The following is a 16,165-nucleotide window of genomic DNA, read 5'->3' as shown; positions in this document are numbered from 1 at the left end:
TATTGCCCGGCTTTGAGGTCGGGATCGAAACCCTTCTGCTGTTGATGACAGCCGGGTTTCTTGCCGGGTTCATTGATGCCGTCGCCGGGGGCGGCGGACTGATCACGGTTCCCGTGCTGCTGATCGCGGGAGCCAACCCGGTCACAGCCCTGGCCACCAACAAAATTCAGGGCCTGTTCGGCGCCGCCACCGCCGCCCTGTCCTATGCCCGCGGCGGCCATGTGGACCTGCGTCGGCAGGGGGGATCAGCGCTGATCGCCTTTGTCGCAGCGATCGCCGGGGCGCTTCTGGTCTCGGTTCTGCCGACAGAGTGGATCCGGATGATCCTGCCACTGCTACTGATCGGGATCGCGGTCTTCTTTGCCACCAAGAAGGGGCTTGGCGATATTGACCGCGCGCGCCGCCTGTCACCTGCCTTGTTCGCAGGTACCATGGTGCCGCTCTGCGCAGCCTACGATGGGCTGCTGGGACCAGGTGCGGGCAGTTTCTACATGCTCGCCTTCGTGTCGCTGGCGGGCTACGGCATTCTCAAGGCGACGGCCCATACCAAGCTGCTGAACCTCGCCTCGAACGCCGGGGCGCTGGTCGCCTTTGCCTTTGTTGCGACGCCCTGGTGGATGACCGGACTGGCCATGGGTCTTGCGCAGATCGCAGGGGCGCGGCTGGGCGCCGGGCTGGCGCAGAAGATTGGCGCTCGGTTGATCAAACCGCTGCTGGTTCTGACTTCGGTGGCGCTGGCGATGAAACTGATCTTCGACATGCTCTAAAGGCAGAACCCCGGGCCGACGAGAAGGCGCGCCATATAGCGTCCGGGCCTCTCCCGCGCCCACAGGTGCAACGGCCCTGGGGCCGTCACCCCATGGCGGCCTTGGGCCCAGCGCCGCGCATCGCGCGGCGCCACGCCCACCGGGAGGGCGGCTTTTCAAAAGCTGACCGACGGGCGGGAGCCCGCCCTTGCGGGTCAGAATGCCAGTTCGGCAGCGGGACGAATGGCGCCGCAATCGATATTACGCCGGTTCAGAAGCGGCGCATTCAGATATTTGCGAGTTTCCGGGTGATCCGCCTCCAGAACGCCAAGCCCCACCAGAATGGCCGCAATGGCGCATTCGCTGGCCCGGGTTGCGCCATCGGTGATCTTCAGCGCAACGCCCAGCTGCTGCTCGGGCAGGATGGCGACGAACACCGCCTCTGCCCCGGTCTTGATCGCCACCCGGCCGCCCATGGCGCGCATCAGGTTGGTGCAGGCGCGGGTTTCCCCGGCGACCAGCTCGGGGTGTTTCGCCATCGCCGCCACCAGCTGCGCCGCCCCTTCAGAGGCCCGGTCGGACCGTGTATGCGCCGAGGCAAACCAGCCCATCGCCCGCGCCAGACCGTGCACGGTGGTGGCAAAATTCGGCGCCGAGCAGCCATCGATACCATATCCGGGGCTCTCCAGCCCGGTGACCTCTTCAAAGGCAGACAGGCAGGCCTGCTGCACCGGGTGATCGATCTCGACATAATCCGCCCCACCGCCCAGATGCTGGTTCAGGGTCAGGAAGCCCGCGTGTTTGCCCGAGCAGTTGTTGTGCACCTGGCAGGGGCTTTGATCGGTCTTGATCAGCTCATTGCGCGCCGGGATGTCGGCCGGTTCCTGCGGGCCGCAGCGGAAATCACTATCCGCCAGCCCCAGCTGACCGAGCCAGGCATTGACCCGGTCGGTGTGGATATGGGCGCCATTGTGCGAGGCACAGGACAGCGCCAGCTGCTCGGATGTCAGCCCGTATTTCGCGGCGGCGCCAGAGGTCATCAGCGGCAGCGCCTGGATCATCTTGGCCGAGCTGCGCGGATAGATCACCGCCTCCGGGTCACCCCAGCTGCGCACGATCTGTCCGCTGGCGTCACAGATGACCGCATGCCCCAGATGCAGGCTTTCCAAAAGGGAACCACGCCAGATCTCGGCCATAGGTACGGGTTTATTCATGATATCTGCCTCGCTTCTTGGCGAAATCCTGCCAAAACGCACTTTCGCTCGTGGTGATTGTTACGTTAGTGTGCTTCAGTAAGGCAAGCAGGGGAAACGGGCAAAGACGGCGGTCACAACGCTGCCAGCCCCGGTACGATTTCCCTGAAATTGAGGTTATGACAGTCTTGGAGTCGGGACAAATGGCATCGAAACTCGCCCGCTTGGCCGCGGGCCTGTGTGTGGCCGCATTGGCCACCAGCGCGAACGCACAGCAAGCAAAAACGGATAACCGCGTTGGCGCCAACGTGGATTGGAGCGTTTTTCAGGGCGAAAACCCAACCGAATGCTGGGGCGTTTCCGCCCCCAAGGAAACCGTCAATACGCGTGATGGTCGGGTTGTCGCCGTGCGCCGCAGCGACATTCAGCTGTTCGTGCTCTATCGCCCGGATGACAGTGACAAAGGTCAGGTCAGCTTTACCGGTGGATACCCCTTCGCGCCCGGATCGACCGTCAACATGGTGATCGGGGATTCCGAATTCGAACTCTTCACCGAAGGTGAATGGGCCTGGCCCGCGACCCCAGCGGATGATGCTAAAATCATCACCGCGATGAAACGGGGATCAGACGCGGTGCTGACCGCCCGTTCGGCTCGCGGCACCCAAACCAAGGACCGGTTCTCCTTGCTTGGGTTTACTGCCGCAGTCGAGGATGCGGAAAAGCGCTGCACCCAGTAATTAAGCCGGGCGTTTCGCATAAAAGTACCGTTTTGCCCCGGCCGCGACAGCAGTCGGGGCTTTTGCTATCGCCCCACCCTAAGCCCCTCTGCAGTGCTATCTGGGGAGGAAATCTTTTGATCTTTGGTCAAACTCCTATATAGAGCCGCATCCAGCCCATAATTCCGAGTCGCCCTGCCATGACCGCCAACGCGCCGATCACCCAAGACGTTCTGACCCTGCCCCGCAAACAGCCCGAGGGCGGCAAGATCAACCTTGTGGGTCTCACCCGCGAGCAGATGCGCGCGGCGCTGATCGAGCACGGCACGCCGGAAAAGCAGGCCAAGATGCGGGTCGGGCAGATCTGGCAATGGATCTACCAATGGGGCAAACGCGACTTTGCGGAGATGACCAATCTCGCCAAGGCCTACCGCGCCCAGCTGGCCGAGCATTTCGAAATCGCCATCCCCGAGATGGTCAGCAAGCAGGTGTCGACCGATGGCACCCGCAAGTATCTGGTGCGCATCGCCGGCGGGCACGAGGTCGAGGTGGTCTATATCCCCGAAGAGGGGCGCGGCACCCTGTGTATTTCCAGCCAGGTGGGCTGCACCCTGACCTGCTCCTTCTGCCACACCGGCACCCAGAAGCTGGTGCGCAATCTGACAGCGGGTGAAATCGTCGGGCAGGTTATGATGGCGCGCGACGATCTGGAAGAATGGCCCGTACCCGGCGCCCCCAAGGACGAAACCCGTCTTTTGTCGAACATCGTGCTGATGGGCATGGGTGAGCCGCTTTATAATTTCGAGAACGTGCGCGATGCGATGAAGATCGCCATGGACCCCGAGGGGATTTCCCTGTCGCGCCGCCGGATCACCCTGTCCACTTCGGGCGTGGTGCCGGAAATCGCCCGCACCGCCGAGGAAATCGGCTGCCTTCTGGCCGTGTCCTTCCACGCCACTACGGATGAGGTGCGCAACAAGCTGGTGCCGATCAACAAGCGCTGGAATATCGAGGCGCTCTTGAACGCGCTGCGCGATTATCCGCGGCTGACAAATTCCGAGCGCATCACCTTTGAATATGTGATGCTGAAGGATGTGAATGACAGCGACGAAGACGCGCATCGTCTGGTAGAGCTGATCAAGGGCATTCCGGCCAAGGTGAACCTGATCCCGTTCAACGAATGGCCCGGCGCGCCCTACAAACGGTCGTCGAACAATCGCATCCACGCCTTTGCCAATATCATCTACCAGGCAGGCTATGCCTCGCCGATCCGCACTCCGCGCGGCGAGGATATTCTGGCGGCCTGCGGTCAGCTGAAATCGGCCACCGAACGCGCCCGCAAAAGCCGCAAGCAGATCGAGACTGAGACAGGCACGTCGTCCTGAGGCTGGTGATAGGCCGACTGAGAAAAGGCAGACCGCAACACCGGTCTGCCGAAACGCGCGAGACGGTATTTCTATAGGTACAGAATATCGCCTTCAGTCAGAGACCCGGTAAAGCCTTCCAGCCGTATCTCGAACCAGGAACCGTAACTGAGCACTGTGTCTCCGCCATCCTGCTGGACGGTCAGTTCACCAAAATATTCAGGATCGACCTGCGCAACATCGATTACATCGACGCCGGATGTGAAATCGGTGATGGTATTCGCATCGTAGAAATCATCGTCCGTAAAGACGAAGACATCCGCGCCGCCGCCACCGGTCAGGACGTCATCTCCGTCGCCACCGTTCAAAATGTCGCTGCCGCCGCCTCCCAGCAAGCGGTCGTTTCCGTTGCCACCCTCAAGGGTGTCCGCGCCCCGCGCACCGGTCAACCGATCGTCACCGCCACCACCGAAGATCTGGTCATGTCCGCCGCGTCCGTGGAGCACATCGGAATCGTCCTCGCCGCCCGAGTAGTCTTCCTCTCCGATGCCGCCATAAAGTACATCACTGCCGCCACCACCATTCAGCTTGTCATTGCCGAGCCCACCGATCAGCGTGTCCTGTCCTGCGCCGCCGCGCATCACGTCTTTTGCTTCGCGGCCGATGAGCTGATCGTCTCCCCCGCGCCCCACCAGCACGGTGGCCTGATCGGTGGAGACCATCACATCGTCCTCACCCGTCGCGCGGATCTTGACCTTGCCCACGCGATTGAGCCCGACATTCCAACCTTCAAAGGCGCTGGCGTCACCATAGATGTTCTGCAGAGCCTGGGCGTCCATTGTTCCGAGATCCGTGACGCTGTAGCCATCATAGCTGTAGGTCATCACGGTGTTTTCCTGATTATCCAGGCTCTCTTTCAGGGTCAGATCCCCGTCATGCGGATGCTTCAGCCCCATCGAATGCCCCAACTCGTGCAGCATGGTTTCGTATCCATAGCTACCGGGGCTGAGTGCGCTGGTCCCGATCGCAAGGTCCCCCTGACTGGTGTGACCGTCCTGAGATAGCGCGATATCGGCCCAGCCGCCCGCACTGCCACCGTTGAAACCGAAGACATTGACCATGGCCGGGCCGTCCACCTCGACGAACCGTATCCCGGCTGTGGCCTCAAACTCTTCTGTCACCTGCCGGAAATAACCGCGCTGCACCTCACTGAAGGACCAATAGGAGCTCGCGCCATAGGGATCTGTCGATACCGGCGCCAGATCCTGCGTTTCGACGAAACTGTAGGTGACAACGACCTGCGTGCCCACGGATGTCTGTCCGTTCCAGCGAAAGACGTCATCGTCCAGATAATATAATAGGGCCGAATAATCGGATACCTCAGACATCCCCATCTCCACACACCAATTCCACGCATCAACGTTTCGTCAGGGAATGTGGCTGCCATGCGGCTTGAGATTGGCGGAAACCGCGCAGTTCAGCGCACCTTTAATAAGTTTTTAATAATTTCAGGGATTAAACGGGAATGATTGAGGTCCGAATATCGCCATTTAGCGAAATGGGCTGCCTCATTTTTTCCTATATTCGGGTGCAATTTCGCCATTTGGCTAGAACAGTTTCGATTCTGAAAACAATGCTGTTGAAAAGGGAATCGCAATGCAACAGGAACCCATCGAAACCCGCACTGTTGGCGCCATTGAACCGGGCGTTCTGACCATGATCCGTGATGAGCGAGAAAAGGCACTGAGCACCCGTGAATGGCAATTTCGCCTGCGTGGCTATGGCTATGGCATCAAGACGATCGAAGGCGAACAGATCCTGACCCGTCTGCCCCAGGGCATCGCGGTTGGCGTGTTGCCGCCGGAGTTTTTCTGAGCAGCCCGCATCCCCCACGCATTGGTGACGGATACGGTGCAGCCAAATTTGGATCGACAGCCTGACTACAGATCGCGGTCCGGCAAAGCGCCGCGCGCCGGAGCAGGCTCCCAGTTATCGATAATCTCCACGGCCTCTTGTGCCGTTTCGACGAACCGGAACAGATCAAGATCCTGATCGGAAATGGTCCCGGCATCCGCCAGGGCCTCCCAGTTGATGATCTTTTCCCAGAACGCGCGCCCGAATAGAATGAAGGGCACCCGTTCCATGCGGCCGGTCTGGATCAGGGTGAGGCTCTCGAACAGCTCATCCAGGGTACCAAAGCCACCCGGAAAAACGGTGATCGCCCGGGCCCGCATCAGAAAGTGCATCTTGCGCACCGCGAAATAGTGGAAGTTAAAGCTGAGATCCGGCGTCACATAGAGGTTCGGTGCCTGCTCATGCGGCAGAACGATGCCAAGGCCGATCGAATGCCCCCCGGCATCGCTGGCACCGAGGTTACCTGCCTCCATCACGCCCGGCCCGCCGCCCGTCACGATGACATTGTGCTGTCCAACAGTCTCCAGGGATGTCAGCGTCATCAGCCGGGCAAATTCCCGCGCCTCATCGTAGAAATGAGAAAGATCCGCAAGGGTCTGCGTGCGGGCCTGCTCCTTGTTTTGCGGGCTGGGAATGCGCGCGCCGCCGAACATGACGATGGTGCTTTCGATCCCCTTTTCATCCAGCAACAACTGCGGTTTCAAAAGTTCCAGCTGCAACCGCACCGGGCGCAGCTCGTCCCGCAGCATGAATTCATTGTCGTCAAAGGCCAGCCGATAGGACGGGGACCGGGTCTGCGGCGTATGCGGCAGATGTTCGGCCCGGCTCCGGTCGGATTGGGCGTCGGGAAACCGGCTTTTGCGATCGTCGCTCATGTGAAAAGACCTGCATGTTATGCTCAACTGCTGCCCTGTCTATCGTTGCCCTGCCTCCGGCGCCAGCCCGCACACACCGCTCGCCCCTTGCACCCGGAGCGAACTGGCGTAGTCTCCCGCCGAAAGACAAGAAAAGGCGGACGATATGGATTGGACAGGCGATATCGCAGCAGCGGCAGAGCGCATTCGGGACCACGTGCAGGTGACCCCCGTGTTGCAGACGAAAGGGTTTGATCTGGACCGGCCGATCGAGCTGAAGCTTGAACACATGCAGCACACCGGCAGCTTTAAGGCGCGTGGCGCCTTCAACACACTGCTCAGCTGTGATGTTCCAGATGCAGGCATCGTCGCAGCCTCGGGCGGGAACCACGGCGCGGCAGTGGCCTATGCCGCCAGCAAACTGGGTCATCGCGCCCGCATCTACGTGCCCGAGATGGCAGGCCCCGCGAAAATTTCACTGATCCGCGACACCGGCGCCGATCTTCAGGTGGTGCCCGGTGCCTATGCCAATGCGCTGGAACTGGCGCAGGCCTATGAACAGGAAACAGGCGCCATGCAGGTGCATGCCTATGATGCGCCCGGCACCGTGGCGGGTCAGGGCACCTGTTTCGCCGAATGGCAGGATCAGGGGCTAAAGGCCGACACCGTGGTGATCGCGGTCGGCGGTGGCGGGCTGATCGCCGGCGCACTGGCCTGGTTCAATGGCACCAAGAAGATCGTCGCGGTCGAACCCGACACCTCCTGCGCGCTCAATGCCGCCCTTGCCGCCGGGGCACCAATCGATGTTGAGGTTTCAGGCGTCGCCGCAAACGCGCTTGGCGCCAAACGCATTGGGTCGATCTGCTATGATCTGGCACAGGCGCGCGGCGTCACATCGGTCACGGTTCCGGACGAGGCCATCACCCGCGCGCAGCATACCCTGTGGCGCGAGCGGCGCATCCTGACCGAACCGGCGGGCGCAACAGCGCTGGCGGCGCTGATGTCCGGCGCCTACCAGCCCGAGCCCGGCGAACGCGTGGCCGTGCTGGTCTGTGGTGGCAATATCGCCCCAGATCCGCTGCAGCCGCAGGGCTAAGGCTTGCGGCAAGGCCAAAGGCACCCTATCGCAGGGCCATGACCGCCACGATCGCAGACAGGATCTATACCGCGCTGAGCGAGCGCATCGTCACCGGGCAATTGCCTGCGGGCGAAAAGCTGCGTCAGGATCATATCGCCCGCGAATTCGACACCAGCCATGTGCCGGTGCGCGAGGCGCTGTTGCGGCTTGAGGCACACGGGCTGGCACGGTCAGAGCCGCGCCGGGGCACCCGCGTCAGCGCGCTGGATCCGGCCGAGATCCGCGAGGTGATCGAAATGCGGGTGGCGCTGGAGGTGCTGGCGCTGACCCATGCCTTCCCCCGGCTCAGCGACGCCGACATCGCCGCCGCCGACACAGCCCGTATCGCCTGCGACGAGGCCGAGGACATGGCCAGCTGGGAACGGCTCAACCGCCAGTTCCACCGCATCATCCTGGCGCCCTGCGGGATGCCGCGGCTGCTGGCCTCGATCGACGATTTGCACATCGCAGCGGCCCGGCACCTGTTTGCCAACTGGCAGCACCAGTGGCGGCAGCGCGCCGATAAGGACCACGCCGCCATCATACAGGCCATGATGCGCCGCGATGCGGCAGCGGCCTGCGAAATCCTGCGCCGCCACCTGCGCCGGGTGCGATAGATCGTCTGAGGACGCTCAAAGCCGCTGTTTCACCGCAATCCGCACATGACCTTCCCCCCGAATACCGCTATGAAAGCGCGAAACGACATTCTTGCCGGAGATACACGCATGTCCAACGCACAGCTGGAAACCGCAATCGAAGCCGCCTGGGAGGCTCGTGACACCATCACCCCCGCCACCACCGGCGAGCAGCGCGAAGCAATCGAAGATACGCTTAACGCGCTCGACAGCGGCAGCCTGCGCGTGGCCGAAAAGCTGGAAAACGGCGACTGGCATGTGAACCAATGGGCCAAGAAGGCCGTGCTGCTGGGCTTCCGCATCAAGGACATGGAAATCCAGTCCGGCGGCCCGCAGGGCTCTGGCTGGTGGGACAAGGTCGACAGCAAATTCCTGGGCTGGGGTGAAAACCAGTGGAAGGCCGCAGGCTTCCGCGCCGTGCCGAACTGCGTCGTGCGCAAATCCGCCTTCATCGCGCCGGGCGTGGTCCTGATGCCCTCTTTCGTGAACCTCGGCGCCTACGTCGATGAGGGCACCATGGTCGACACCTGGGCCACCGTCGGCTCCTGCGCGCAGATCGGCAAGAACGTACACCTGTCGGGCGGCGTCGGCATCGGCGGCGTTCTGGAACCCATGCAGGCCGGCCCCACCATCATCGAGGACAACTGCTTCATCGGTGCCCGCTCCGAAGTGGTCGAAGGCTGCATCGTGCGCGAAGGTTCGGTGCTGGGCATGGGCGTCTACATCGGCAAGTCGACCAAGATCGTCGACCGTGAAACCGGCGAAGTGATGTATGGCGAAGTGCCGCCCTACTCGGTCGTGGTCTCCGGCTCCATGCCGTCGAAGAACGGCATCAACCTTTACTGTGCGGTAATCGTGAAGCGCGTCGATGCGCAGACCCGCTCCAAGACCGGCATCAACGAGCTGCTGCGCGACTGATCCCGGCCTGGACTGGCACTGTTTGAAACGCGCCCCCTCCGGGGCGCGTTTTTCGTTACAGGATACCCGGCAGGTTCAGCTGGTGCTCACGCGCGCAGTCCTTGGCGATCTCATACCCTGCATCTGCGTGGCGCATGACGCCGGTGGCCGGATCGTTCCACAGCACCCGTGCGATACGGCGGTCGGCGTCCTCGCTGCCATCGCAGCAGATCACCACGCCGGAGTGCTGCGAAAAGCCCATGCCAACCCCGCCGCCATGGTGCAACGATACCCAGGTCGCCCCCGAGGCGGTATTGAGCAGCGCATTCAGCAGCGGCCAGTCCGACACCGCGTCGGATCCATCCATCATCGCCTCCGTCTCGCGGTTGGGCGAGGCGACCGAGCCGCTGTCGAGGTGATCGCGGCCGATGACGACCGGCGCCGACAACTCGCCATTGCGAACCATCTCGTTGAAGGCCAGCCCCGCCCGATGCCGGTCGCCAAGGCCAATCCAGCAGATCCGCGCGGGCAGGCCCTGAAAGGCGATCCGCTCCTCTGCCATATCAAGCCAGCGGTGCAGGCCCTCGTTCTCGGGGAACAGCTCTTTCATCTTGGCGTCGGTCTTGCGGATGTCTTCCGGGTCACCCGACAGGGCGCACCAGCGGAAGGGACCGATGCCCCGGCAGAACAGCGGGCGGATATAGGCGGGCACGAAACCGGGGAAGTCAAAGGCGTTTTCCAGCCCCTCCTCCAGCGCCATCTGGCGGATGTTGTTGCCGTAATCGACTGTGGGAATGCCCATCGCGTGGAACTGGCACATCGCCTCCACCTGCACCTTCATCGAGGCGCGGGCGGCCTTTTCCACCGCTTTAGGGTCTGTTTCTCGCTTCTGCTTCCACTCGCCCATGGTCCAGCCCTGCGGCAGGTAACCGTTTACGGGGTCATGGGCCGACGTCTGGTCGGTCACCAGATCGGGGCGGATGCCGCGGGCAACCAACTCGGCAAAGACATCCGCCGCATTGCCCAGAAGGCCAACGGATTTTGCCTCTCCGGCGGCAGTCCAGCGGTCGATCATCGCCAGGGCCTCGTCCAGGGTCTCGGCCTTCTCGTCGAGGTATTTCGTGCGCAGGCGAAAATCGATGCTGTCGGGGTTGCATTCCACCGCCAGACAGCAGGCACCCGCAAAAACCGCCGCCAAAGGCTGAGCCCCGCCCATACCGCCAAGGCCGCCGGTCAGGATCCACTTGCCACGCATATCGCCGCCACAGTGCTGGCGGCCGGCCTCGGCAAAGGTTTCATAGGTGCCCTGCACGATGCCTTGGGTGCCGATGTAGATCCAGGACCCGGCGGTCATCTGGCCGTACATCATCAGCCCCTTCTTATCGAGTTCGTTGAAATGGTCCCAATTCGCCCAATGCGGCACGAGGTTCGAGTTGGCGATCAACACGCGCGGCGCATCCTTGTGGGTCTGGAAGACGCCAACGGGTTTGCCCGATTGCACCAGCAGGGTCTGATCTTCTTCGAGCGCGCGCAGGTTGTCGACGATCAGATCGAAGTCCTTCCAGGTCCGCGCCGCACGCCCGATACCGCCATAGACCACCAGTTCGTGCGGATTTTCCGCCACATCCGGGTGCAGGTTGTTCATCAGCATCCGCAGCGGCGCCTCGGTCAGCCAGCTTTTTGCGCTGATCTCGGGGCCGGTGGGGGGATAGATATCGCGGTTGTTCTTGCGGGGATCGCTCATGTCGGCCTCCAGGTTTTCAGATCGGTCAGAATACGGCTCAGATGCGCCCGCAGCCGGTCAGCGCGGGCAGCGTCATAGGTCCAGGGCGCCTGTTCAAGGCAATAGCAGCGCTGCGCCAGTTCCATCTGGATCGCATGCAGGCCTTCCACAGGGCGGCCATAGTGGCGGGTGGTCCAGCCACCTTTGAAGCGCCCGTTCAGGATCGCGGTGTAGCCTTCTGCTGCCCCGCAATGGGCCAGGGTCAGCGCCTCGATCGCCGGATCGCAGGTCGTGCCCATATTGGTGCCCACGTTGAAATCCGGCAGCGGCCCGTCAAAGAGAAAGGGAATTTCGCCCCGGATCGAATGGCAATCATAGAGAATGGCAAAGCCGTGCTGTGCCCCGACCCGCTCCAGCTCCGCCGCAAGCACGGCGTGATAGGGCGCATGATAGGCGTCGCGGCGGCGGGCGATCTCTGCTTCGTCCGGCTGCGCCCCTGCCTTCCAGATCGGGCGACCGTCGAAATCGGTCTGCGGCACCAACGTCGTGGTGTTCTGCCCAGGATACAGGCTGACTCCCGCCGGATCGCGATTCACGTCGATGACATAGCGATGGACCGGGGTGCGCACGGTGGTGACCTCCTCCACCAGCCCCGCGTAAAGGTCGTGAATATGCCAGTCGGTATCGGCCAGTGCCCGGCCCACCTCGTTCAGCCCCGCCCAAATGTCCGGCGGAACGTCGGTGCCGGTATGCGGCAGTCCCATCACCAAAGGGGAAGAGCCACGGGTAACCTCAATCATCGCACCACCTCGGTTCCAACCGCCCGGGCGATGTCACCGCTGCGGATCATGGCGCTGGCGGCCTCAATCTCGGGGGCGAGGTAGCGATCTTCGGCGAGCGGCGGGATCTCCGCCCGCAGCGCCTGCAGCACGTCCGTCAGCCGGTCAGAGGTCACCAACGGCGCCCGTGCCTCGACCCCTTGGGCGGCGCAGAGCAATTCGACGCCAAGGATCACAGACAGATTCGCGTTCATCCGCCCCAGCCGCAGTGCGCCATGGGCGGCCATCGACACGTGATCCTCCTGATTGGCAGAGGTAGGGGTGGAATCGGTGACACAGGGATTGGCGAGATGCTTGTTCTCGCTCATCAGGGCCGCAGTCGTGACCTCGGCAATCATGAAACCGGAATTGAGCCCCGGATCGGGGGTCAGGAAGGGCGGCAGGTCAAAGGACAGCGACGGATCCACCATCAGCGCCACGCGGCGCTGCGCGATGGCACCGATCTCCGCCACGGCAAGGGCAATCTGATCAGCGGCGAAGCCAACGTATTCGGCGTGGAAATTGCCGCCCGACACGATCTTTCCGGCCTCGACCAGCACCAGCGGATTGTCGGTGACCGCGTTTGCCTCGATCTCCAGCGTTGCGGCAGCCATCCGCAGCACGTCCAGCGCCGCGCCCAGCACCTGCGGCTGACAGCGGATGCAATAGGGATCCTGCACACGGCTGTCGCCATCGCGATGGCTTTCACGGATCTCGCTACCACTCATGATGGCGCGCATCTCGCGGGCGACATCGATCTGTCCGGCATGCCCCCTGAGTGCGTGAATATCCGCGATCAGCGGCGCGGTGGACCCCATGATCGCATCCGTTGTCAGCGCGGCCACCACGATGGAGGCTTCGGCCAGACGCCAAGCATCAAACAATCCGGCAAGAGCGCAGGCGGTGGAAAACTGGGTGCCGTTGATCAGGCCCAGCCCTTCCTTTGGCCCCAGAACGATCGGCTCCAGCCCCGCCAGTTCCAGCGCCCTGGCGCCGGGCATGCGCGCCCCGTCATAGGTGGCCTCGCCTTCGCCGATCATCACCGCCGCCATATGCGCCAGCGGCGCCAGATCGCCCGAGGCGCCGACAGAACCTTGCGAGGGCACCACGGGAATGACCCCGCGCGCCAGCATAGCCTCGATCTGGGCGATCACCGCCCAGCGCACACCAGAGGCGCCCCGCCCCATCGACAGCAATTTCAGCGCCATCATCAGGCGGGTGCGGTCTGCGGGCAGCGGATCGCCGACACCGCAGCAATGGCTGAGGATCAGATTGCGTTGCAGCGTGGCCGTGTCTTCTGGCGCGATCCGGGTCGAGGCGAGTTTGCCGAATCCGGTGTTGATGCCATAGACCGGCGCATCGCCCGCTGCAGCCTCTGCCACCATCCGGGCCGCAGCCTCGACAGCGGAGCGCGCCGCCGGGTCCAGCCGGACCGGGGTGTCAGAGCGATACAGGGTTTCGAGCGTTTGCAGCGTCACCGCGCCCGGGGTCATCTCAATCATGGTCTGCCTTCGAAAATACGTGCGTGGAGCGGGTTGAACCCGATGCGATAGGACAGTTCGGCCGGACGGCTGACGTTCCAGATGGCCAGATCAGCGCGCAGGCCCGCTGCGATGCGGCCCCGGTCCGAAAGGCCCAGCGCCTGGGCCGCGTGGCAGGTCACCCCGGCCAGTGTCTCTTCCGGGGTCATGCGGAACAGGGTGCAACCCATGTTCATCGCCATCAGGAGCGAGGTCATCGGCGAGGAACCGGGATTGCAGTCCGTTGCCAGCGCCATCGGCACGCCGTGGTCACGAAACAGCGCGATGGGCGGCGCCTGGGTTTCCCGGATCGTGTAATAGGCACCGGGCAGGATGGTCGCGACACTACCTGCCCCGGCCATTGCCGCAGCATCCGCCGCATTGGCATATTCAAGGTGATCGACCGACAGCGCCCCATATCGCGCGGCCAGCGCGGTGCCGCCCTGATGGCTCAGCTGCTCGGCATGCAGTTTGACCGGCAGACCCAGTTCCTGCGCGCAGGCAAAGACCTGTTCGATCTCTGCCGGGGAGAAAGCGATGTTTTCGCAAAAGCCATCCACCGCATCGACCAGTCCTTCGTCATGGGCCGCGCGCAGGGTGGGCAGGCAGACCTCCTGCAGATAGGCCCCAGCGCGGCCGGTGTATTCCGGCGGCACGGCGTGGGCGCCCAGAAAGGTCGTGATGACTGTCACCGGGCGCATCTGCCCCAACCGGCGGGCGGCACGCAGCATTGTCAGCTCAGCCTCGCGGTCCAGCCCATAGCCGGATTTGATTTCGACCGTGGTGATCCCTTCGGCGATCAGCGCATCCAGACGCGGCAGGGCGCTCGCAACCAGTTCCTGCTCTGACGCGGAGCGAGTGGCCGAAACGGTCGAGACGATGCCGCCCCCGGCACGGGCGAGTTCTTCGTAGGATGCGCCGTTCAGACGCATTTCGAACTCCTGCGCCCGGTCACCGCCGAATACAAGGTGGGTGTGGCAGTCGATCAACGCGGGCGTCAGCAGCCGCCCTTCGAGATCCTGCCGGTCCCAGTCTGCGTAGGTATCAGGCAGGTCAGCCTCAGCTCCGATCCAGTCGATCAGGCCATCCTTGATGGCGACAGCCGCTGCGGGAATCAGCCCATAAGGCGCGTCCCCCTCCACCAGCGTGGCAGCAGGTCCTCCGGTCAGCACGTATCGGGATGCGTCAGTCATCAGCCCCTCACAAAGTTCTTGATGCAGGATTGATATGAGCATATTCACATTATGTCTATACATAAGGTAATCAAATGCAGACAATTTTTGCACGGCAGGCCCGCACCCCATCGGGATGGGTCCAGAACGTCCGGCTGAGGATTGAGAATGGAGCCATTGCAAAGATCACCGCCAATGCGACGCCCGGCGATGGGGATACCTGCGTCGACACACTGTTGCCGGGGCTGGCCAACCTGCACTCGCATAGTTTTCAGCGGGCGATGGCGGGGATGAGCGAATACCGCGCCGCCGGGCAGGACAGTTTCTGGACCTGGCGGCAGCTGATGTATCGCTTTCTCGACCACCTCAGCCCAGAGCAGTATCAGGCCATCGCTGCGCTGACTTTCATGGAGATGCTTGAGGCCGGGTACACCGCCGTGGGTGAGTTCCACTATGTCCACCACCAACCCGGCGGCGCCCTCTATGACGACCCTGCGGAGTTGAGCAACCGGGTCTTTGCCGCCGCTGGCGAGACCGGTATCGGCCTGACGCATCTGCCGGTTTTGTATTCCTATGGCGGGGCTGGGCAGCAGCCTCTGACAGGTGGGCAATTGCGGTTCGGCAATTCGGTGGACGGGTTTACCGATCTTGTGGCGCAGGTTCGCAGAAATGCTGACCGAGACCTGCCCGGCGACACCCGCGTTGGCATCGCTCCGCACTCCCTGCGCGCCACCAGCCCCGAAGACCTGGCAGAGGTCCTGAAGATCCAAAACGGCGCGCCGGTCCATATCCATATCGCCGAACAACCCGCCGAGGTGAAGGATATCCAAGACTGGCTGGGCGCTCGTCCTGTCGAATGGCTGCTGAACAACGCGCCGGTGGGCAAGGACTGGTGCCTGATCCACGCCACCCATATGACCGAGGCGGAAACGCGGACGATGGCCACATCAGGCGCGGTCGCGGGGCTGTGCCCGATCACCGAAGCAAATCTGGGCGATGGCCCGTTTAATGGGGCGGAGTATCTGGCGCATGGCGGACGCTTCGGGATCGGATCGGATTCCAATATCCGCATTGCCCTGCCCGAAGAACTGCGCCAGCTGGAGTATTCCCAGCGCTTGCGCGATCTGGCCCGCAACGTGATGACCCCGGGACCGGGATCCGTCGGTGACACCCTGTATCTGGGCGCCGCCCGGGGCGGGGCGCAGGCGCTGGGCCGCGCCGCCGGACAGATCGAAACCGGGGCGCTGGCCGATCTTATTGCCGTCGACACCTCTCTGCCTGCTCTCTGTGCGCTGACGCCCGGACAACTGCTGGACGGTCTGTGCTTCGCCGCAGGTGACGGCGCCATCACCGATGTCTGGAGCGCCGGACGTCATCAGGTGAAACAAGGGCGCCACGTGGGCCGGGAGCAGATTTTGGCTGCCTTCCGCGACACAGTGCAGTCCTTGCGCGCCGCACTCTGACCGCGCGACTTTACAAAACGCGCCCGGGCGCCG

At 63.0% G+C, this 16,165-nt stretch carries 15 protein-coding genes; 8 read left to right on the top strand and 7 right to left on the bottom strand.

All coding sequences use genetic code 11. The annotated features are described in order from the left end of the window. Positions 1-44 precede the first annotated feature (44 nt). Positions 45-767, top strand: coding sequence for a TSUP family transporter (locus SM764_RS05240; RefSeq protein WP_369001318.1), 723 nt, complete (start codon positions 45-47; stop codon positions 765-767). Between the two features lie 194 nt (positions 768-961). Here SM764_RS05240 and SM764_RS05235 read toward each other — a convergent pair whose 3' ends face one another. Then, positions 962-1,960, bottom strand: a complete 999-nt coding sequence (locus tag SM764_RS05235; protein ID WP_274831660.1) for an asparaginase — start codon at positions 1,958-1,960, stop codon at positions 962-964. 182 nt (positions 1,961-2,142) lie between these two features. On the opposite strand from SM764_RS05235, the gene SM764_RS05230 reads away from it, so the two are divergent. Continuing rightward, positions 2,143-2,676 (top strand): invasion associated locus B family protein, encoded by a 534-nt coding sequence (locus SM764_RS05230; RefSeq protein ID WP_274829412.1) that lies wholly within the window; start codon positions 2,143-2,145, stop codon positions 2,674-2,676. 179 nt (positions 2,677-2,855) lie between these two features. After that, positions 2,856-4,040, top strand: a complete 1,185-nt coding sequence (gene rlmN / locus SM764_RS05225) for a dual-specificity RNA methyltransferase RlmN (RefSeq protein WP_369001203.1) — start codon at positions 2,856-2,858, stop codon at positions 4,038-4,040. Between the two features lie 71 nt (positions 4,041-4,111). Here the strand turns inward: rlmN and SM764_RS05220 are convergent, their stop codons facing one another. Beyond that, positions 4,112-5,407: a type I secretion protein gene (locus SM764_RS05220; RefSeq protein WP_369001202.1), complete on the bottom strand. Its 1,296-nt coding sequence runs from the start codon at positions 5,405-5,407 to the stop codon at positions 4,112-4,114. Between the two features lie 268 nt (positions 5,408-5,675). Between SM764_RS05220 and SM764_RS05215 the strand changes: the two genes are divergently transcribed. After that, positions 5,676-5,894, top strand: coding sequence for a hypothetical protein (locus SM764_RS05215; RefSeq protein ID WP_065272181.1), 219 nt, complete (start codon positions 5,676-5,678; stop codon positions 5,892-5,894). Between the two features lie 65 nt (positions 5,895-5,959). On the opposite strand, the gene SM764_RS05210 is transcribed toward SM764_RS05215, so the two are convergent. Beyond that, positions 5,960-6,808 carry an LOG family protein gene (locus SM764_RS05210; protein ID WP_274829409.1) on the bottom strand — a complete coding sequence of 283 codons (849 nt, stop codon included), beginning with the start codon at positions 6,806-6,808 and terminating at the stop codon, positions 5,960-5,962. A gap of 145 nt (positions 6,809-6,953) precedes the next feature. Between SM764_RS05210 and SM764_RS05205 the strand changes: the two genes are divergently transcribed. The 3 genes from SM764_RS05205 to dapD all read left to right on the top strand — a co-directional run bounded on the left by SM764_RS05205 (position 6,954) and on the right by dapD (position 9,457). Next, positions 6,954-7,883 carry a threonine/serine dehydratase gene (locus tag SM764_RS05205; RefSeq protein WP_368948515.1) on the top strand — a complete coding sequence of 310 codons (930 nt, stop codon included), beginning with the start codon at positions 6,954-6,956 and terminating at the stop codon, positions 7,881-7,883. A 38-nt stretch (positions 7,884-7,921) separates the two neighbouring features. Beyond that, on the top strand, positions 7,922-8,521 hold the full coding sequence (locus SM764_RS05200) for a GntR family transcriptional regulator (RefSeq protein ID WP_368948517.1): 600 nt from the start codon (positions 7,922-7,924) through the stop codon (positions 8,519-8,521). 108 nt (positions 8,522-8,629) lie between these two features. Continuing rightward, complete coding sequence (dapD, locus tag SM764_RS05195; protein WP_065273668.1) at positions 8,630-9,457, top strand: 2,3,4,5-tetrahydropyridine-2,6-dicarboxylate N-succinyltransferase; 828 nt, start codon at positions 8,630-8,632, stop codon at positions 9,455-9,457. A gap of 55 nt (positions 9,458-9,512) precedes the next feature. On the opposite strand, the gene hutU is transcribed toward dapD, so the two are convergent. Genes hutU through hutI form a run of 4 tightly spaced genes read right to left on the bottom strand, consistent with a single transcriptional unit; the run spans position 9,513 to position 14,690 of the window. Then, positions 9,513-11,180, bottom strand: coding sequence for a urocanate hydratase (gene hutU / locus SM764_RS05190; protein ID WP_369001201.1), 1,668 nt, complete (start codon positions 11,178-11,180; stop codon positions 9,513-9,515). Further along, entirely contained in the window at positions 11,177-11,959 is a 783-nt protein-coding gene (hutG, locus tag SM764_RS05185; RefSeq protein WP_369001200.1) for an N-formylglutamate deformylase, read from the bottom strand. Before hutG ends, hutU begins: the two co-directional genes overlap by 4 nt. Then, the gene (gene hutH / locus SM764_RS05180) at positions 11,956-13,479 is read right to left on the bottom strand and encodes a histidine ammonia-lyase (RefSeq protein WP_369001199.1); all 1,524 of its coding nucleotides are present in this window, start codon (positions 13,477-13,479) and stop codon (positions 11,956-11,958) included. Before hutH ends, hutG begins: the two co-directional genes overlap by 4 nt. Next, positions 13,476-14,690 carry an imidazolonepropionase gene (gene hutI, locus SM764_RS05175; RefSeq protein ID WP_369001198.1) on the bottom strand — a complete coding sequence of 405 codons (1,215 nt, stop codon included), beginning with the start codon at positions 14,688-14,690 and terminating at the stop codon, positions 13,476-13,478. The genes hutH and hutI overlap by 4 nt, the downstream gene beginning before the upstream one ends. A gap of 74 nt (positions 14,691-14,764) precedes the next feature. On the opposite strand from hutI, the gene SM764_RS05170 reads away from it, so the two are divergent. Continuing rightward, positions 14,765-16,132 carry a formimidoylglutamate deiminase gene (locus SM764_RS05170; protein WP_369001197.1) on the top strand — a complete coding sequence of 456 codons (1,368 nt, stop codon included), beginning with the start codon at positions 14,765-14,767 and terminating at the stop codon, positions 16,130-16,132. The last annotated feature ends 33 nt before the right edge of the window (positions 16,133-16,165 follow it).

The sequence above is a fragment of the Pseudophaeobacter sp. 1A16562 genome (assembly GCF_041008785.1).
In the GTDB taxonomy this organism is placed as follows: domain Bacteria; phylum Pseudomonadota; class Alphaproteobacteria; order Rhodobacterales; family Rhodobacteraceae; genus Phycobacter; species Phycobacter gallaeciensis_A.
This window is presented reverse-complemented; position numbering and strand designations above follow the sequence as displayed.